The 18,393-nt window shown below is 72.7% G+C and carries 15 protein-coding genes; 6 read left to right on the top strand and 9 right to left on the bottom strand.

The genetic code is table 11. The features are described from left to right. Positions 1-217 precede the first annotated feature (217 nt). Positions 218-2,776 (top strand): carbohydrate binding domain-containing protein, encoded by a 2,559-nt coding sequence (locus tag OG823_RS33205; RefSeq protein ID WP_371484044.1) that lies wholly within the window; start codon positions 218-220, stop codon positions 2,774-2,776. A gap of 184 nt (positions 2,777-2,960) precedes the next feature. Beyond that, positions 2,961-3,746 (top strand): alpha/beta fold hydrolase, encoded by a 786-nt coding sequence (locus tag OG823_RS33200; RefSeq protein ID WP_371484042.1) that lies wholly within the window; start codon positions 2,961-2,963, stop codon positions 3,744-3,746. Positions 3,747-3,984: 238 nt separating this feature from the next. On the opposite strand, the gene OG823_RS33195 is transcribed toward OG823_RS33200, so the two are convergent. The 6 genes from OG823_RS33195 to OG823_RS33170 all read right to left on the bottom strand — a co-directional run bounded on the left by OG823_RS33195 (position 3,985) and on the right by OG823_RS33170 (position 11,161). Further along, complete coding sequence (locus OG823_RS33195) at positions 3,985-4,338, bottom strand: VOC family protein (RefSeq protein ID WP_371484041.1); 354 nt, start codon at positions 4,336-4,338, stop codon at positions 3,985-3,987. A 305-nt stretch (positions 4,339-4,643) separates the two neighbouring features. Next, positions 4,644-5,147, bottom strand: a complete 504-nt coding sequence (locus OG823_RS33190) for a VOC family protein (RefSeq protein WP_371484039.1) — start codon at positions 5,145-5,147, stop codon at positions 4,644-4,646. A 127-nt stretch (positions 5,148-5,274) separates the two neighbouring features. Then, complete coding sequence (locus OG823_RS33185; protein WP_371484038.1) at positions 5,275-7,056, bottom strand: SulP family inorganic anion transporter; 1,782 nt, start codon at positions 7,054-7,056, stop codon at positions 5,275-5,277. Positions 7,057-7,359: 303 nt separating this feature from the next. Continuing rightward, a complete protein-coding gene (locus tag OG823_RS33180; RefSeq protein WP_371484037.1) occupies positions 7,360-8,472 on the bottom strand; it encodes a PP2C family protein-serine/threonine phosphatase in 1,113 nt (370 codons plus the stop codon). Between the two features lie 764 nt (positions 8,473-9,236). After that, entirely contained in the window at positions 9,237-9,674 is a 438-nt protein-coding gene (locus OG823_RS33175; RefSeq protein WP_371484036.1) for a hypothetical protein, read from the bottom strand. Then, positions 9,671-11,161 (bottom strand): APC family permease, encoded by a 1,491-nt coding sequence (locus OG823_RS33170; protein ID WP_371484035.1) that lies wholly within the window; start codon positions 11,159-11,161, stop codon positions 9,671-9,673. Before OG823_RS33170 ends, OG823_RS33175 begins: the two co-directional genes overlap by 4 nt. Positions 11,162-11,643: 482 nt before the next feature. Here OG823_RS33170 and OG823_RS33165 point away from each other — a divergent pair, with 482 nt between their 5' ends. Beyond that, entirely contained in the window at positions 11,644-11,970 is a 327-nt protein-coding gene (locus OG823_RS33165) for a carboxymuconolactone decarboxylase family protein (protein WP_371484034.1), read from the top strand. Positions 11,971-12,359: 389 nt separating this feature from the next. Here OG823_RS33165 and OG823_RS33160 read toward each other — a convergent pair whose 3' ends face one another. Beyond that, positions 12,360-12,818, bottom strand: a complete 459-nt coding sequence (locus tag OG823_RS33160; protein WP_371484033.1) for a DoxX family protein — start codon at positions 12,816-12,818, stop codon at positions 12,360-12,362. Positions 12,819-13,571: 753 nt separating this feature from the next. On the opposite strand from OG823_RS33160, the gene OG823_RS33155 reads away from it, so the two are divergent. From OG823_RS33155 to OG823_RS33145, 3 genes are all read left to right on the top strand, one after another. Beyond that, entirely contained in the window at positions 13,572-15,581 is a 2,010-nt protein-coding gene (locus tag OG823_RS33155; RefSeq protein WP_371484031.1) for a ricin-type beta-trefoil lectin domain protein, read from the top strand. Between the two features lie 239 nt (positions 15,582-15,820). After that, on the top strand, positions 15,821-16,033 hold the full coding sequence (locus OG823_RS33150; protein ID WP_371484029.1) for a hypothetical protein: 213 nt from the start codon (positions 15,821-15,823) through the stop codon (positions 16,031-16,033). Beyond that, positions 16,030-16,401, top strand: coding sequence for a fic family toxin-antitoxin system, toxin component (locus OG823_RS33145; protein ID WP_371484028.1), 372 nt, complete (start codon positions 16,030-16,032; stop codon positions 16,399-16,401). Before OG823_RS33150 ends, OG823_RS33145 begins: the two co-directional genes overlap by 4 nt. A gap of 150 nt (positions 16,402-16,551) precedes the next feature. Here OG823_RS33145 and OG823_RS33140 read toward each other — a convergent pair whose 3' ends face one another. Together OG823_RS33140 and OG823_RS33135 are read right to left on the bottom strand one after the other, a co-directional pair. Continuing rightward, positions 16,552-17,238 carry a 1,4-alpha-glucan branching protein gene (locus OG823_RS33140; RefSeq protein WP_371484027.1) on the bottom strand — a complete coding sequence of 229 codons (687 nt, stop codon included), beginning with the start codon at positions 17,236-17,238 and terminating at the stop codon, positions 16,552-16,554. 181 nt (positions 17,239-17,419) lie between these two features. Next, a complete protein-coding gene (locus OG823_RS33135; RefSeq protein ID WP_371484026.1) occupies positions 17,420-18,259 on the bottom strand; it encodes a hypothetical protein in 840 nt (279 codons plus the stop codon). Positions 18,260-18,393 lie beyond the last annotated feature (134 nt).

Genomic DNA, 18,393 nt, shown 5'->3' with positions numbered 1-18,393 from the left:
GTCCCGGCGACTCCGTGCGACTCCGTCCGTCTCCGTCCGTCTCCGTCCGACCGAGGGCGCGCCCAGTCCCGGCGCGCCCTGCCCCGGCCGTGACCTCCGTCAGCCCCACCCCACCCTCGGCACACCCACCCTCGGCACACCCACCCTCGGCGTGCCCGCCCGGGCCGTGTCCGCCGCCGAGGGCCCCTCCCCGCCACCGCTCCCCGAGAGGCACTCCATGCCCAGAGCCGCCCGCCGCGCCGCCACCGCCGTCGCGGCCTGCCTCGCCGTCGCCCTGTCCGCCGCCCCGGCCGGTGCCCGCCCGCCGCAGGCCGCCGCCGACGCGTTCGTCACCCGCGACGGCGCCCATCTGACCCTGCAGGGCAAGCCCTTCCGCTTCGGCGGCACCAACCTCTACTGGCTCGGGCTCGACGAGAACGTCGGCGGTGTCGCCCACCCGACGTACTTCCGCATCGACGACGCGCTCAGGACCGTCCGTGCCATGAACGCCACCGTGGTCCGGTCCCACACGCTGGGCACATCGCTGGGCTGCGCCGAGTGCATCCAACCGGCCCTCGGCCGGTACAACGAGCAGGCGTTCGCCCCGATCGACTACGCCGTCGCCCGCTCCCGCGCGCTCGGTCTGCGCCTGGTCGTGCCGCTCACCGACCAGTGGACCTACTACTCCGGCGGCCACACGGACATCACCGAGTGGCTCGGCCTCGCGGATCCGAAGGCCTTCTACACCGACCCCCGGGCGATCGCCGCGTACAAGGACTACATCAGCCACGTCCTGAACCACGTCAACCCCTACACGGGGCTGGCCTACAAGGACGACCCGACCATCATGTCCTGGTCGCTGGGCAACGAACTCAACGACATGACGCCCGCCTGGACCGACGACATCGGCGCGCACCTGCACCGCCTCGCGCCCCGTCAGCTCGTCTCCGCGGGACGCCAGCAGGGCGTGGACCCCAGCGCCCTCGGCTCGTCCCAGGTCGACATCGTCGACGTGCACTACTACCCGAGCAGCGCCGCGACCGAGTCGGCGGACGCCCGCACCGTGACGGCCAGGGGCAAGGTGTACCTCGCGGGCGAACACGGCACCACCAGTGTCACCGCGGCCGACGCGCTCGCCCTCGCCGACGACCCTAACGTCACCGGTGCCCTGTCCTGGTCGCTGTTCGGCCACGCCGACGACCACGGCTACGTCCAGCACGACGACGGATTCACCCTGCACTACCCGGGTGACACCGCGGCCATGCACGCCACCGTGCTCGCCGAGTCGGCGTTCGCGCGGACCGTCGACGGCGACCCGAACCGCCCCGCCGTCCCCGTCACCCCTCCCCTGGTCACCGCGGTCACCAAGAACAGCGGTATCAACCAGATCGCCTGGCGGGGCTCCGCCGGCGCGGACGGCTACCGTGTCGAGCGCTCCACCCAGGGCCCCGACGGCCCCTTCGGCCCGGTCGGCCCGGTCGGCCCGGTCGGCCCGGCGACGCTGTCCGACAACGACGCCCCCTGGACCGACACCACCACCCCTGCCGGCTCGGCCTGGTACCGGGTGGTGGCCCTCGACCGCGCCGGGCGCCCGATCGCCACCTCCGCCGCCCTCGGCGCCGGCGCCGCGCAGGACGCCGTCGCCGACCCGTTGCAGACCTTCGCCCTGAACTCCGACCACAGTGACGGCCTGACCGTCACCCCCGACGGCGCCGACGTCCGGGTGGCCCCGGCCCCGAGGGCGGCCGGCCAGATCACCTGGAGCCGTCCCGGCCTCGCCGGCTTCCGTGCCGACTTCGCCACCACCGACCGGGCGACCCTGCCGACCGTACAGGTCTCGGCCGACGGCAGTACGTGGACCGACGCCGCCCCGGCCCTCCAACGCCAGGGTGACCACACCGTGCTGGCCCTGGACGATCTGCGGGGCGCCGCCCACGTGCGCCTGCGCTGGCAGGCCGACCGGCACCCGGCACCGCTCACCCGGGCCTCCTGGACGGCGGCGACCGCCTCCCCGGCCACCGCCGCCCCCGGTGCGTTCCAGCAGACCCCCACCGGCGGCGCCACCGCCATCGACACCCACACCGCGTTCAGCTGGACCGCCGCCCCGAACGCCGCCTACTACGACCTCACCGTCTCCAAGAACGCCGACCTGAGCGACCCCGTCATCCAGGCCGACGGACTGCGCACCACCACCTGGACCCCGCCGGTCAACCTCCAGCCGAACACCGACTACCACTACCGCGTCACCGCCGTGAACGGCGCCGGGTCCACCATCGCCGACGGCGCGCCGGCCGCCTTCACCACCGCCGACCTCACCGTCGAGGACTTCGAGGGGTACGCCTCCGACGCCGCCCTCACCTCCGCCTACCCCCGCAACACCGGCGGCGGAGCGGTCACCACCAGCCTGGACGCCGCCCACGCCGACGGCCCGGGGCACAGCCTGCGCGCGGCCTACGACCACGGCGCGCCCGGCTACGCCGGCATCATCCGCTCCTTCCCCTCCGCACAGGACTGGGGCGGCGCCGACCACCTGACCCTGTGGGCGCGCTCCGACGGCAGCGCCGACCAGGCACTGACCGTGCAGTTCGTCGCCAACGGCGTCTACTGGGAGACCACCGTCCCGCTCTCCGCCACCGACGGCGGCCGGATCACGCTGCCGCTCAGCTCGTTCAAGAACCCGGGCTGGGCCTCCCCCGGCGCCCTCGACACCAGCCGGATCAGCCAGTTGTCCTTCTACTTCAACGGGACGGCCGCCACCGGCACCGCCTGGATCGACAGCATCACCGCCGCCCGCTAGGCGGACTCCTCCCCCTCCCCGCTCACCTCCACCGCCGGTGGCCGGACGCCCTCGCGGCTCCCGGCCACCGGCCCCGTCCACCCCGTCCACCCGGGATCCGACCGGCGTCGCATCGCCGGCATCGCCGACACCGCCGGCAGCGCCCGCCACCGGAGTGCCACCCCGGCCGTCAGGAGCCACCGCCATGATCCTTCCCGTCCGAACCTGGGGCCACGGGCACCACACGGTCCTGCTGGTCCACGGCCTGATGGCCGACCACCGGACGTGGCGCCGGATCGGCCCCGAACTGGCCGCCCGAGGCCACCGGGTGATCGCGGTCGACCTACGGGGCCACGGCGCCGCACCCGCCGCCACCGGGCGGCAGGGCCACCGTCCCGAAGAGCTCGCCCAGGACCTCGTGGACACCCTGCCCCGGGGCGCCGACCTCGCACTCGGGCACTCCCTCGGCGCCCTGGCCCTGCTGCTCGCCGCCGACCGTCTGGCGCCCGCCCGCGCCGTCTACAGCGACCCCGCCTGGGTCGACCTGCCGCGTGATCTGCCCGCCCTACGCGCCGCCAAGCACGCCAGCCGCGCCGACCTGCGCGTGCTGCACCCACGCTGGACGCAGGCGGACCTCGATGACGAACTCGACGCGCTCGCCAAGTGGGACCCGCGCTCCGCCGACGCGCTGCTCGCATGCCCCGGCCTGCCGCCGGCGCCCGGCCGCGCCTCGCTCGTCCAACTCGCCGACCCCAGCAGGCGGATCGGCTCGGCCGACGCCGCCCTGTTGCGCGCACGCGGTTACACCGTCCGGGTGGTTCCCGGCGCGGGTCACACCATCCATCGCGACGACCCGGAGGGCTTCACCGCCTCGCTGGAGGGATGGATCCTCCCGAAGCCCGCCTCCCCGGCGAAGCCCGCGCCCGCCCGGACCGCACCGGCGAAGCGCACGCCCGCACAGACCACACCCGCGCGGTCCGACGAGACGTGACGGCTCGTCGACGTCCACCGTCCGGATGTCTCGGCGGACGGAGGTGTACTCCGGGCCACCCACCCGCCGGTGTCCACCCCGAGGTCCTGGGAGGCGTAAGAGACGTAAGAGGCGTGGGAGGTGAGGGAGGCGTGGGAGGTGAGGACCGCGATCCCGCCTCCGCAACGCTGCCGGGACGCCGCCGCGAGCTGCTTCGAACCACAGGTGGACAGCACGTCACTGCCTGAGTGAGGCCGTGTCAGCTGGGCTGCCACAGCTCGATCCGATTGCCCTCCGGATCGGTGACCCAGCCGAATCGGCCGACACCCTCCATGTCCTGGGTCTCCTCGGCCACGTCCGCTCCGCCGGCGCGCAGTTGCGCGAGCATCGCCTCCAGGTCGCGGACCCGGAAGTTCAGCATCGTCTGCTGGGCGCGGGAGCCGAAGTACTCGGTGTCGGCCTCGAAGGCCGCGAACACCGTCACCCCGGCTTCCTGACGCCACAGGCCGTTCTCATCGGCGTCCAGACCGAGGCACTCGCGATACCAACTGCCCAGAGCCACCGGATCGGCGGCTCGCACGAAGTATCCGCCGACTCCCAGCACACGTTCCATGCCGCCATCCTGCCAGGGCCGGACCCGCCCGTCCCACGCCTCGCCCCGAGCGCGGCGAAATCCGGTGAGCGGAGCCGGTCGACCGGGTCGAGGCAGAGGCCGATCGCCGCCGTGGCGGCCCCGCCGACCCACACGTCCGAGCATCCCCCGGGTCACCCGCAACGGGCCGGAGGCCACCCGGCCCCCGGCCCGCTGAAGGCCCGGTCGAGAACGGCCGGGGCACCGGCCCACGGCTCCGCCGACCGCTCCTGTTCGACGCACGGCCTCCCGACTCTGAGATCCCGGCTCCAGCCGGTGATCCGCGCCTACGAGGCCGGGGCGGTCTCGCCGCCGTCCGCGTAGGCGTCCTCCAGCGCCTGGATGTCGATCTTCCTCATCTGCAGCATCGCCCGCATCACCCGCTGAGCGCCGATCGGATCCGGGTCGCCGAGCAGTTCCATCAACCGTCGGGGGGTGATCTGCCAGGACAGCCCGTACCGGTCCTTGAGCCAACCGCAGTCGCTCTCCTGTCCGCCGCCCTCGGTGAGAGCGGCCCACAGCCGGTCGACCTCCGCCTGGTCGTCGCAGTTGACCTGGAGCGAGATCGCCTCGGTGAACGGGAACAGCGGGCCGCCGTTGAGCGCCAGGTGCTGCTGGCCGGCGAGTTCGAACGCCACCGTCATCACCGAGCCCGCCTCGCCGGGGCCCACCTCGCCGTAACGCTGCACCGAGAGGATCCGGGAGTCCGGGAACAACGAGATGTAGAACCGTGCCGCCTCCTCGGCCTGGTGGTCGAACCACAGGAAGGTGGTGATCTTCTGTTCGGGCATGCTGTCCTCCCGCTCTTCGGCTCTCCCGACGACAGTAGGCGCCGGGACCCACGCACGCACGGTGACCACGCGTCCGCCCGCTCCGCAGCCCGTCCGCCCGCCTGCTCCGCCGCGCTGCCCGGTGGTCTCAGGGGGCGCCCCGGCGTCTTGTGGCGATCCACCGTTCGGCCTCGGCCTGTGCCCTGTCGAGCGGGCCGAGGACGGGACCTTCGGCGAGGATCAGGGCGTCCCGACCGAGCCGTTCGGTGAGGCCGGTCCGTTCCAGCATCTCGGCGATGGCGGGATGGACGCCAGCCAGGACGAGCCGTCCGCCTTCGCGCTGAAGGGTGTCGGTGTAGTGGCGCAGGGCCTTGAGGATGGCGGAGGAGGGGATGTCCGGCGCGGTGCGCACCACCAGGACGAGTACGGCGTTGCGGGCACCGACGGGATCGGGCAGCCGGGTTCGCAGGGTGGGCAGCTCGGCGAAGAAGCTGGTGCCCTCGTACTCCAGCACGGTGACGTGGTCGGCCGCCAGCCGTTCGGGGACGGGCTCCGGCGTCCAGCGGCCGGCGTCGTCGCGGACCAGGGCGGTGAAGTGGGCGGTGCGGGCGGCCTGGACGCAGTAGAGGAGAAGGGAGAGCACCGCGCCGATCACGATCGCCCGCTGGAGTGGCAGCTGGGTGGTGGCGAGGAACGTGCCCGCCATCGCGGCGGTGGAGAGCTTCGAGGTACGCAGCACGAGAAGGATGTCGGCCTGCTTTCCCCAGACGAGTTCCCCGCCGACGACGAGAATCAGGGCGCCGATCACCGGCATCGGGATGCGCTCGGCGAGGGATCCCAGCAGAAGCACGACCAGGGCCAGGAAGACGCCGGTGCGGGAGAGTGAGCCGCCGCTGGGCAGCGCCTGGAAGAGTCCGCCGCCGAGGTTGGCCGCGCCCTGGGAGAGGAAGTCGCCGTTGACGCTGGAGCGGCTTCCGTCGGGGTTGGGCACGGAGGGGGCGATGCCGGCCGCCTGTGCGAGGGCCACCAGGGCGACCGAGCAGGCGCCGGCGGCCAGGTGGGGTGCGGCCGCCCACGAAGGGGCGGTGAAGTGTGGCAGCGCGGCGGGGATGTCGGCGATGTCGCGGACCAGTTCGACGTCGCTGCCGGCCACGGCGACGAACACGCTGATCACGACCATGGCGATCAGCAACGCCACCGGCTCCAGACGCTTCACCCGGCGGGCGAGCGCCCATACGACGACGGTGGCCGTCGCGACGAGCGTCGGGGTGAGCTGCCAACTGCCGATGTGGGTCAGCCAGTCCGCGAGCTGGGCGAGCTTGTTGTGACCGCGAGGCTCGTAGCCGGTGGCGTCCTGGAGGACACCGGTGATGATCTGGAGCGCGATGCCGGTGGAGAAGCCGACCATGACGGCGTTGGAGACGAAGCTGAGCACGACGCCCAGCCGCAGGACGCCCAGGAGCAGCATGATCACTCCGACCAGCACGGTCAGCGTGGCGATGTTGCCCGGGTCGTGCGGGTCCAGGCCCGCGTCGGCGAGAACGCTCTGCCCGGTGAGGGCGATGGCGCTGGTGAGCGTGGTCACCATGAGCACGGTGGGTGCGGTGAGCGAGCCGAGGATCGGCGGAACGACACCCGCGAACAGGCCGGAGACGGGGTTGAAGCCGGCGATCGCCGCGTAGGCCATGCCCTCGGGGATGGAGAACAGGCCGGTGACCATCCCCGAGGTGACGTCGGCGGGCTTCGGCCGGCCGAGCCGGGCAGCCAGGCGGCGGGTCTGCTTCAGCGCCCGCCCGACGAGCGTCGGAGCGCCGTCGTCGCCGTCGTCGCCGTCCCTGGCGTCGCGACTCTCGGAGGCGCCGTCCCTGGAGGCACGGCCCTCGGCGTCACGGCCCTCGGAGCCACCGCCCTCGGCGTCACGCCGACTCATGCGGGGCGCACGACGGCCGGGGCGATCACCGGCTCGGCCGGCCGCGGTGCCTTCGCGCCGCTCCCGCCGGGACCGCGCGCCGAGGTGTCGCCCTCGTCGGGACCGCGCGCCGAGGTGTCGCCCCCGCTGCGAAGCCTGCGCCGTGCTCCTGAACGGGGAGTCGCTGTCATCTCCGGCAGTCCTCCCCGCAGGCCGACGGCCGCGCGGAAACGCGCGCATCCACCCATTCGGCCTCGGCGGAGCCCGGCACGCACGCCCGGCGCGTCCGAACGCGTGACCGGCGGAGCGGGCGACGACGCGGCGTCAGGTCGCGCGATCCGCGTGCGGGTCGGCCGGGGGCAGAGCGGCCCCGAGGGGTGAGGTGTGCTGGAACAGGAGGAACGCGGAGTCGTCGGTGAGCGGGGCCCGGGTGTGGCGGGCGACGTCCTCGCGAAGGCGAGCGAGGGCTTCGTCCGGGTCGGGCTCGGACAGCGGTGCACCGGCGCGGGCCAGGACCGGGTAGAACTCGCCGGAGGGGTCGCGTGCCTCGGTCAGGCCGTCGGTGTGGAAGAGGATCCGGTCTCCGGGCGCCAGCGTGATCAGGTCCCGGCCCGGGCCGGCGTCCGTCAGGCTGCCGAGGCCCAGGGGCGGCCCCGGACACTGCGGCTCGACGGATTCCAGCAGGCCGTCGGCGCGGCGCACCAGTGGAGCGGGGTGCCCGTAGTTGAGGAGGTCGACGGATCCGTCCTCCGCGATCTCGGCCAGGACGGCGGTCACGAAGCGGTCGCTCTCGGTGCGCCTGGCCAGGGCCCGCTCGATGCGCCGGCCCACCTCGTCCAACCGCTCGGCGTAGGGGGCGGCCTCCCGGAAGGCGGCGAGGACCACCGCGGTGGTGCGGACGGCCGGGAGGCCCTTGCCCTGGACGTCGGCGACGATGATCCGCACCGAGCCCCCCGGGAGCGGCACGGCCTCGTAGAGGTCTCCGCCGATCCGGGCCGCCTCGGCTGCCGAGGTGTACGACACCGCGAGTCTGCCGCTGCCCGTCCGGGCGGGAACCGGGCCGAGCAGCACCTGTTGCACCGTGTCCGCGACGGCTCTGACGTCCGTGAGTTCCTTCTCGGTGCGCAGTCGCAGCGTCGCCACGTACCAGGAGGCGATCGCGACGACGACGACGGCGGTGAGCGCCACCGCGAAGCGGGTGGACTCGAGCCGACTGTGGGAGGCGGCGGTCACCACGCACAGGACGATGGCGGCGGCGGTGGCGGAGGCGACGCGTCGCCTGGGCCCGGCGCCCGCGGCGAGGGCCGGGCCGACCGCGAAAAGCGGTAGCAGGCTGGTGTTCTGCCAGGTCACGTGATCCGTCAGGGCGACCGCGAGCATCGCCGCGGCCGGCAGCCACCGGTAGAAGCTGCCCGTGAGCCGGTCCTGCCTCTTCACGATGTCCTCCTTCCGCACCTGGAGCACCGGCGCGAACCAGCGGACCCGTCGCCGTGGTGGCGTCGTTCGAGCCCGGATGTGGGGCGCGGCGGGCGTAGGGCCGGATCACGGCGGTGCTGGCGGCGCTCTCGTCTTTGCCTCCACTTTACCCAATCGCACCGCCCGGACGGCGGCCGGAGGTCCCGTCGTGCCGGGACCTCCGGCCGGGTGCGGGAGAGCCGGTCGCCGGGTGGACTCCCGGTGGACGGGCGACCACCGGGAGCCCCCGTCGCGCAGCGGGCGCGCGAGCGGGCGCGGGCTGCGCCGCGTGCGACGCCACCGGGCGACGACGGGGGTCGGGTGTGCTCCGGATCCACCCGCTGTCCTCCCGATGGAGTACACCCGGCCCTCCGGCCGCCGTGCTGCGCGGAGAGTGGCGGTGACGCCCGGACGGTCACGCCTCCGCCCCGCACGCCGTCCGAAAGGGAGACCCATACCCGAGAACACGCAGCCCGGGCCGGCCGAGCAGGCCGCCACCGACTCCAACCGGGCGGTGCGGCAGCCCCGATTGTCCGGTAGTACGCGGCTCCGCAGGCTCCTGGACAGGTACCGATTATCCGAGATATCCCGTCTCCTGCGACACGGGGTGGTCCACCGGCCGCTGATCCGTACCCGTACCGGCCCTCGCCGTACCCGAACGGGGCGCACACGCCGAAGCCGGGGCGCGGGGCCGACGGACAGGCGGCTGTCGCCCGTCCGACGGCCCCGCGCCCCGGGGCGGCCCGTCAGTTGTTGACGGTGTCCGAGGTCTTCAGGTTGCCGATCTTCTTCTGGTAGTCGTCCAGCTTCTCCGGGCAGTAGACCTTGACCACCTCGGCGCCGGCCTCCAGGATCCGCTGGTCCGCGATCACCGGACGCATCCCCGGGCCGCCCGCACCGTTGGCGATCTGGACGAGCCACAGGCCCCGCCTCAGTGCCGAGTTCGGGTCGGTGCAGACCACGCCGCCGTCGGTGCCCAGGGTGTCGGCGATGTTGCCGGTGTTGCGCGAGGCGAAGCCCTTGGCGACCAGGGCCTGGTTCAGTCGGTCCGCCTTGCGGTGGGCCTCGTTGGTGGCCTTCTGCTGGGTGTACGTGAACAGTCCGATGATCATCATGGCGACCAGTACCACGATCGCACCGATGTAGATCCATCGGTGCTGTGACCACATGCGGGTGGCGCTCATGCCGGCCCTCCGTCCACCGCGGCGGCGTCGGCGTCGGGCTGCCGCCAGCTGGGTTTGCGCGCCTTCAGGAAGCCGAACGGGATGATCACGCCGAGCAGCACGAGGCCGCCGCCCACGATACCGACGTAGGCCCAGCCGCTCCCGCCGCCGAACTGCGAGGAGGGGATGAAGCCGATCACCATGGCCAGGGCCGAGGCGACGAAGCCGACCACGCACAGCGTGGTGAGCAGCGGGGCGCGGTAGCCGCGCGGGTGGTCGGGCTGCTTGCGGCGCAGCTGGATGGCGGCCAGGAACATCAGCAGGTACATGATCAGGTACACCTGGGTGGTGATGACCGAGAAGATCCAGTACACGCTGGAGACGTTCGGGATCAGCGCGTACAGCAGGGCGATGACCGTGGTGAGCAGGCCCTGGGTGACCAGGATGTTCTGCTGGATGCCGTGCTTGTTGAGCTTCTGCAGGTACGGGGGCAGGTAGCCCTCCTGGCGGGAGATCAGCAGCAGGCCCTTGGAGGGTCCGGCCAGCCAGGTGAGCATGCCGCCGAGCGAGGCGGCGCACAGCGCGAACGCGACGATCGGGACGAGCCAGCCGATGTGGAAGTACTGGAAGAAGGCGTCGAAGGCCTGCATGACGCCCGCCGTGAGGCTGAGTTGGTCCGCCGGGATGACCCAGCTGATGGCCAGGGCCGGCAGGATGAAGATCAGCAGCACCATGCCCATGGCCAGGAACATCGACCTCGGGAACTCCTTGGCGGGGTTGCGCAGCTTGTTGACGTGAACCGCGTTCATCTCCATGCCGGAGTAGCTCAGGAAGTTGTTCACGATCAGCACCAGGCTCGCGATGCCGGTCCACTCGGGGAAGATGTGCGAGGAGTTCATCGGGGCGGCGGATGCGTTGCCCTGGCCGAGGAAGACGAACCCGAGGAGGACCAGCAGCACGCCGGGGATCAGCGTTCCGATGATCAGCCCGCCGGAGGCCAGCCCCGCGACGGCGTTCGTGCCGCGCGAGGACACCCACACGCCGGTCCAGTAGAGGACCACGATGACGATCGCGGTGTAGACGCCGTTACTGGCCAGCTCCGGGTTGATCACGTAGGAGATCGTGCTGGCCACGAAGGCCAGCAGACTGGGGTAGTAGAAGATCGTCATGGCGAACTGGCACCAGACGGCCAGGAAGGCCGCCGGCTTCGACAGACCCTGCGCGACCCAGTTGTAGACGCCGCCGCTCCATCCGGAGGCCAGCTCCGCCGACACCAGCGCGGTGGGCAGCAGGAACACCACGGCGGGCACCAGGTAGAGGAAGACGCAGGCCAGGCCGTACACGGCCATCGTCGGCGACGCCCGCAGGCTCGCCACGGAGCTGGTCGTCATGAACGCCAGCGTCAACCAGCTGATCTTCTGGGGCCCCGCCACCGCGCGGACCGCGCTCGCCGCCTTCGCTCTCCCCTGGCGTCCGGCATCGTCCGCCGGCAGATCTCCAGCACTCATCTGGTCCCTCCTCGCTGAAGGCGACTCAGAACGAGGACGCCACGAGCCCATGCTCATCACAGACCGCTACCCGTCGCACACCCGATTGGGCCATCCGAGCGCACCGGGCGCCGCCTCACCGCCGCCGTGAGAACCCGCCCGGCGGCTGCGGATCGCGCGGTGGCCGAAGGATCGCGCGGTGGCCGACCTCGGTGACGTCAGTTTCGCAGGCCCGGCGCCGGGGTGACGGCGTCCGGGCTCGGGGCGGGCTCCGGTCGGCCTCGGGGCGGGCTCCGGTCGGGCCTCCGGTCAGGCTCCGGTCGGGCCTCCGGTCAGGCTCGGGGCGGGCTCCGGTCAGGCTCGGGGCGGGCTCCGGGCCGCCGCCGTCACGCGATGCGGGAACAGGACCGGGACCCTAGTCTCGGAGGCAAGCGGCCCGGGCGTCCAACGGACTTCGCCTCGCCCGGCCGGTCGTTCGCACCTCACTCGGAGGACAGCCGATCATGACAACGACGTCCGAAACCCCGGTACTCGACACCCTCGCCGCCATGACGATCGACTCGGTCGAACGATGTGGCATGGCGCCGGACATGATGATCCTCACCAGGATCGCCGCGCTCGTCGCCATGGACGCACCCACGATCTCCTACCTCGCCCACCTCGACCCGGCCATGCAGTCGGGCGTGACCGGCGAGCAGCTCCAGGACCTCCTGGTCGCCGTCGCACCGATCGTGGGGACCGCCCGCGTGATGTCGGCGGCCGGCCACCTCACCGAGGCACTGGGCATCACCATCGCGGTCGCCGCGGCGGAGGCCGGGGGCGCCGCGTAGTCGCCACCCCCGGAGGGTGCGGGCCCGGCCCTTCCCCGGTCGCCCCACAACCGGCGGGCTCCGGCGTCGGAGCCCCCGGGGGCGACCCGGGGAAAGGGCCGCGGATGAGGAGAACGGTGAGCACCGCGCCGGGCGGCCCCGTCCCCTCCGGGGCGAAGCGGCGCAGCCGCCGGGCGGCGGTCCGCGCCCGGGCCGGCCGGCGTCGACGATCAGGCGGGCCCGGCGGCCACGGCGCCCTGTCGGCTCCCCCACCGGGTGGCGCGAACTGCCCTGGCACCGGCAGCTGCTGGGGCGGCCCGGGGGGCTGCCGGGTTCCGCGCGCGGGGTGGGAGCGGGCCCCTGACGGAGGACGGCCCCCCACGTAGCGCCGGGCCTGCCGCCGGGCGTGCTCAGAGTGCGGCGGACGGTTGCTCGGCACCGGCGGGCGCGGGCCGGCCGCGGCGGGCCCGCAGACCGTCCAGGGCCAGGCCGCCGGGGCCGGTGACCGCGATCAGCAGGAAGGTCCAGCAGTACAGGACCGACGCCTCGCCGCCGTTCTGCAGCGGCCACAGGGCGTGCTCCTGGTGGACCGAGAAGTACGCGTAGGCCATCGAGCCGGAGGCCGGCAGCGCGGCCGTCCTGGTGCCCAGTCCGACCAGGACCAGTCCGCCGGCGACCAGTTGGACGGCCGCGGCGTACCAGCCGGGCCAGCTCAGTGTGGCCACGGTGCCCCCGCCGTTCGCTCCGCCGAGGACGCCGAACAGTGAGGCGGCTCCGTGGCATACGAACAGCAGGCCGATGACGACCCGGAAGGCGCCCAGGACGTACGGCCGTGCGGTCGCGACCGCTTCGCTGGGAACGAGTGGCATTGACGCGCTCCTGACGGGCCACGGACAGTCAGGTAAGGCTTGCCTGGCTTATAGGGTTCACGCAACCCCGCACACCGAGTCTTCACGCCGTCGCAACAGGCCACCGATGCGCCGGGGTGAGGCATGCACGGCCGGGCGCCGCACCTGACCCGGCGGCCCCGGCCGCGGGCACTGCCGGGCGCCGGGCCGCGACCGGATCGCGGACCGGATCGGAATCGGAATCGGCGCCGCGGTCGGGATCTGAAGATGGCGAAGGCCGCAGGGTCTCGTTTTCAGCGGGTTCGGGGTGGTTCGGGCTTCACGACATCGCCGCACGGGGTCAGAGGCCGTGCTCAACCCCCGCTGCGAGCAACCCTGTTCGCCCTCATCATCCGGGCCGGACGTCGCCGACGGTGATTCGGGAAGCGGTCCGAGGTAACAAGTCCTGAAGTCCGACGGCCGATTCGGTCCGTTCCGTTGACAACGTTGCCAAGCTCATCTTTGCTTACCCCGTGCGAGCCCCCACCGGTTCGGTGACAGCCCGTCCGTTCAGTTCGGGAGCCGCAACGACGAACGCGATCCGGCAGGTGCCCGGACGCCGCCGACGGCCGAGGCGCCGGCGGCACGCCGCTGCACCCGTGGACCGCGGCGACGGCACCGACCGGCAGTGGACGCTGCTGTCCTCCCGGGCCGGGCGGGCCGGGAGGGAGCACCGAACCGCTCCCGGCGGACCGCGCCCGGGGCACACGTGACCAACCCCCTTGGAGGCAGGCGATGATCGACATCAGGCGCGCACTACGCGGTCGGGGAGGCGGCGACGCCGAACCATCCGTCGCCCGGGCGCGGCGACCCAGGCGGACGGCCGCGCTGAGCGCCCTGGCGCTGGCCGCCGCCGCCATGTCCGGTGTGCTGCCCTCGACCGGTTCGGCGGTGGCCGCCGGCGCGGACCGGCCGGCCCTGAGCTTCGCCAACTCCACCACCCAGGCGAAGCTCGGCGCGGCGTACACCAAGGCCCTGGCCAACCTGCTCGACACGAACACGGTCACCTACGACCCCGCGGTGTACAACTCCTCCGGCCTGATGACCGGTTCACCGCAGACGTTCATCCGCGCGGGCGGCGGCTACAACCAGCCGTGGACCAGGGACGCGGCCGTCAACTCGTGGAACGCGGCCAGCCTGGTGGAGCCGAAGGCGGCCGCGAACACACTCTGGTCGGCCGTGGTCAAGCAGTCGAACGGGCAGCTGATCGTCCAACAGGACAACCAGCTGTGGGACCAGGTCGTCTGGATGACCGGGGCCTGGAACCACTACCTGGTCACCGGCGACCAGAGCTTCCTGACCAACGCCTACCAGGTCGCGACGAACACTCTCAACTCGCGGAAGGGGCAGGCCTACAACGCGACGTACGGGCTGTTCCAGGGGCCGTCCTTCTTCAACGACGGCATCGCCGGCTACCCCGCCCCGCCGGCGGACAGCACCGAGAGCCACGGCGGCTTCGTCGGCGACTACTCAGCGACCAGCACGATGATGACGCTGAGCACCAACGAGCTGTACTACTCCGCCTACCGCAGCGCGGCCCAGATGGCCGCTGCGCTCGGTAAGCCCTCGGGTGAGGTCTCCACGCTGAACTCGGCGGCCGACGCACTGAAGAACAAGATCAACCAGTACTTCTGGATCCCGGGCAAGGGCCTGTACGGCTACTTCGTCCACGGCAACGACAGCATGGCCGGCCAACTGGACCAGACCGAGGAGGGCACCGGCCTCTCGTTCGCCGTCCTGTTCGGCATCGCCGGCAGCAGCCAGGCTCAGTCGATCATGCAGAACGCCCATATCCAGCCGTACGGCATCGCCGACACCTACCCGAACTACCCCCGCTACAGCGACGCCAAGCCCGGTCGCCACAACAACGTGGTCTGGCCGATGATCCAGGGGTACTGGGCCGACGCGGCCGCGCGCACCGGCAACCAGGCCCGTTTCGCCAACGAGGTCCAGACCCTGGCCGGACTCGCCGTCTCCAGCAACCAGTTCGCCGAGATCTACAACGCCCAGACCGGCGTGGTGGACGGCGGCTGGCAGACCGGCGGCCACTGGGGCGCCGCCCCGGACCAGACCTGGTCCGCCACCGCCTACCTGCGGATGATCCACGACGGGCTGTTCGGGATGACGTTCACCTCCGGCGGCATCACCTTCCAGCCGACCCTGCCCGCAGGCTGGGGGGACGCCACCCTGTCCGGCGTCGCCTACCGGGGCGCGAAGCTCAACATCTCGCTGCACGGGTCCGGCAACACCGTCACCGCCTTCAAGCTCGACGGCGCGGCCACCGCCGGCACCTCGATACCCGCCACCCTGACCGGGACGCACACCGTGGACATCACCCTGACCGGCGGCCAGTCCGTCCAGGGCACCGGGACCATCCTGTCCGCCGTGAACAGCGGCAAGTGCGTCGACCTCAACGGCAACGCCTCCGCCGACGGCACGGCCGTCCAGTTGTGGGACTGCAACAACACCGCCGCCCAGAACTGGACCAGGCAGTCGGACGGGACCGTCCGGGCCAACGGGTCGTGCCTCGACGTCAACGGCGCCGCCACGACCGACGGCGCCCTGGTGCAGCTGTGGACGTGCCACGGCGGCGGCAACCAGCAGTGGACCGTCATCAACGGCACCCTGGTGAACCCGGCCTCCGGCAAGTGCCTCGACGACCCCAACTACACCGCCACGAACGGCACCAGGCTCGACCTGTGGACCTGCAACATCGGGTCCAACCAGCACTGGGCGATCCCCTGACCGAATGACGGCCGACCGGCACCGGGGGGCACACCGCCGACCGGGTGCCGGTCGACCGGCACCGAGGGCACTCCGCGCGCGTCGGTCCGGGAGTCGCGGACGGGCCCGCCCGGGCGAGCGGGCAGGCGGGCGAGCGGGCGAGCGGGCGAGCGGGCGAGCGGGCGAGCGGGCGAGCGGCGAACGACATCGCCGCCCGCCCGGACTCCCCCGGGGTGCTATCAGGTGGTAGCTTCGATCCTGTGGCGAAGACACAGGTGAACCTGCGGATGGACGAGAACGTCGCCGAGATGGCCAAGCACGCGGCCGAGACCCGCCGCGTGCCGGTCAACGACTATGTCGCGCAACTGATCCGCGACGACAACGCCAAGGTCAGAGCCGACTTCCTGGCCGGCGCCCAGCAGGTGCTGGACGTGTACGGTGACCTGCTGGACGCGATCGAGGACGCGGCGTGATCCTGCACGTGGATCTGGCCTGGATCCTGGATGTGGCCGAGCGGGCGGGCCAGGGCGACCCGGCCCCGGTGGACTACGGGGTGGCGATCGCCGCCGTCGAGCGCCACCGCGCGGTCGTCGCCGGCCGGGACGTCTACGACGGCCCGCTGGCCCGGGCCGCCGCGCTCGTCCACACCCTGGGCCGACTGCCGTGGCTGGAGCGCTCCAACCTGCGCGTCGCGGTCGCCGTCGCCCACGGCTACCTCCAGGCCAGTGGTGTGCCCGCCGAACTCGACCAGGACCGCGTCGGCGCCCTCGCCGCCGAACTGCGCCGCCCCGGCGCCACCGCCGCCGACGTCATCGCCGTCCTGAAGACCTGGCTGGCCTGATGACCTGGCCGGCCTGAACAACCGGAGCCGGCGAACCTCGCCGTCCGGAGCGGGCGATCCTCGCCGTGGTGTCCGCGAGCGGGAACGCCCCCGGGTGTGGCCGGCCGGGGGATTCCCCGGTCGGCGCCGAGCGGCGTCCGGGCGGCTGGATCAGGAGGGTGCGTTGTCGGCGACGGCGAACACGCCGCGTGCGGACGTGCCGTCCGGCAGCAGCCAGGGAGCGCTGACGTGCCCCAGCGGCCGCGGGGCCGGTACGGCCGGTTCGTCCAGGGTGGGGCACAGGACGCGGTTGAGGTGGATGGTCAACCGCGCCGCGGTGGGGGCGGGCCCGGTGCCGATGAGGATGTCGGTGCCGTGCGGGCTGTTGGCCACGGCGACGAGGCCGGCCATGGCCACCCGGGCGGCACCGGCGAAGTGTCCCTCGACCGAGGCGTCGGCGCTGTCGCTCTCGCTCTGGGCCTGGGGCTCGGCCTCGCCGGTCATCAGGGCGAGGAGTTGGGCGACGAGCACGGGATCGTGGGCGCCGTCGTAGATCCACCGCCGGCCGAGCACCCCGTGTTCGGAGGTACCGACGAGGGCTTGTCCGGCATCGTCGAGCGGCGCGTCGCGGTAGGTGAGCGGCAGGAGGTAGCTGACCCCGCGGTCGGTTGCCGACATGTCCGTGGCCACCATGAACTCGATCCCCACCTGCCCCGCGGGATCGTCGAGACGGAATCCGCCCGCCTTGGCGAGCGTGGCCGCCCGGGCGCCGCCCCGGTACCAGGGCTGGGTCGGGAGCCAAACCGACAGCAGCTCCACCTTCGTGGGGTTCATCGTTGTCCGGTGGACGACAGCCATGCCATGACTCCTTGCGCCTCGACAGTGATCAGCAGGCCCAACCTATCGGGCGGCTTCGATCGGACTCCGGCGAGACCGGTCAACGGCCGGCGAGAGCGGGCGGGCACCTTCTCCTCCCACGGTGCGGCGACGGACCGCGGTGCACCTGACCGCCCGCGCGCGACGGGTGACCGTGCGGGCGCTAAGGCCGTTCGAACCACTGCAGGACGCCGCCGGCCGAGAAGCACACCGCGCCGGCGAAGGTCCCCCAGTTGGCGATGCCGACGTTGACCAGACTGCCGGTCTCCGGACGGGTGAAGGCGGCCAGCGCCGACACCAGGAAGAGCACCGAGCCGAGCTGGTTGACCGCGACGATCCACCAGTCGAGCCCGCGCGAGCGCCAGCACGGGCGGCCGTGGCAGACCTCGACGAGGGCGAGATGACCGGAGATCAGGAACAGCACGCACCCGACCAGGTCGGGGGCCCAGATCAACCGGTCCACCTGCTGGGCCGAGAGTCCCGTGAGGAACGAGTCCGCCAGGTTGACGCCGAACACGAGCGTCCCCACGAACAGGACGAAGGTGCTCAGCCAGTCGATCCGCCCCGGCTCGTAGCTCCACCAACGCCAGCCTCCCGTGACCAGCGAGTCCGTCACACGGGACCGGCGCGGAGCGTTGACCGACTGGAGCAGTGAGGCGTAGCCGCCGGCGTTGAAGAACAGGCCGCCCGCGAAGTAGATCGACGCGATCGCGGTCCCTCCAGCCGACCCGACCTCGGCGGTGGCCGCGCCCAGCGCGAACAGCGCGCCGCCGATGGTGAACGCGACGGCGGCCACCGCGTTGAGGACCCGCAGGCGACGCAGCACCACCTCGGCCGCGCTGCGTGACGGTCCCTCCGCCCCTGCCTCCGTGCGGATCCGCAGCGCCCCGCGCTTACGGGCCCTGCGCGACTCCCAGATCGCCGAGCCGCCCTCGGCCAGGCGCCAGGTGAGCCGTGTCGTGAACGGGCCGGCGCCCTCGGCGCGCTCCTCCGGTGGAACCACGGGACGAGCCTAGCCTCGCCGCCCGCGCAGGAGCGGGGCCGTAGGCGTGTCATCGGAAGGCATGCGGGTGAACCCGGGCCGAGCCGGCCGAAGCCCGGCGGCGGGTGTGCCACTGCCCGTCCGGCTTCGGCCGG

Source organism: Kitasatospora sp. NBC_00315 (assembly GCF_041435095.1).
Lineage (GTDB): Bacteria > Actinomycetota > Actinomycetes > Streptomycetales > Streptomycetaceae > Kitasatospora.
The sequence above is the reverse complement of the archived record's forward strand: the minus strand, read 5'-3'. Positions and strand labels throughout refer to the sequence as shown.

What these genes read in the sequence shown, in the direction of transcription:
- OG823_RS33205 (WP_371484044.1), top strand. Translation starts at nt 218, where the DNA reads ATGCCCAGAGCCGCCCGCCGCGCCGCCACCGCCGTCGCGGCCTGCCTC.
- OG823_RS33200 (WP_371484042.1), top strand. Translation starts at nt 2,961, where the DNA reads ATGATCCTTCCCGTCCGAACCTGGGGCCACGGGCACCACACGGTCCTG.
- OG823_RS33195 (WP_371484041.1), bottom strand. Translation starts at nt 4,338, where the DNA reads ATGGAACGTGTGCTGGGAGTCGGCGGATACTTCGTGCGAGCCGCCGAT.
- OG823_RS33190 (WP_371484039.1), bottom strand. Translation starts at nt 5,147, where the DNA reads ATGCCCGAACAGAAGATCACCACCTTCCTGTGGTTCGACCACCAGGCC.
- OG823_RS33185 (WP_371484038.1), bottom strand. Translation starts at nt 7,056, where the DNA reads ATGAGTCGGCGTGACGCCGAGGGCGGTGGCTCCGAGGGCCGTGACGCC.
- OG823_RS33175 (WP_371484036.1), bottom strand. Translation starts at nt 9,674, where the DNA reads ATGAGCGCCACCCGCATGTGGTCACAGCACCGATGGATCTACATCGGT.
- OG823_RS33170 (WP_371484035.1), bottom strand. Translation starts at nt 11,161, where the DNA reads ATGAGTGCTGGAGATCTGCCGGCGGACGATGCCGGACGCCAGGGGAGA.
- OG823_RS33165 (WP_371484034.1), top strand. Translation starts at nt 11,644, where the DNA reads ATGACAACGACGTCCGAAACCCCGGTACTCGACACCCTCGCCGCCATG.
- OG823_RS33160 (WP_371484033.1), bottom strand. Translation starts at nt 12,818, where the DNA reads ATGCCACTCGTTCCCAGCGAAGCGGTCGCGACCGCACGGCCGTACGTC.
- OG823_RS33155 (WP_371484031.1), top strand. Translation starts at nt 13,572, where the DNA reads ATGATCGACATCAGGCGCGCACTACGCGGTCGGGGAGGCGGCGACGCC.
- OG823_RS33140 (WP_371484027.1), bottom strand. Translation starts at nt 17,238, where the DNA reads ATGGCTGTCGTCCACCGGACAACGATGAACCCCACGAAGGTGGAGCTG.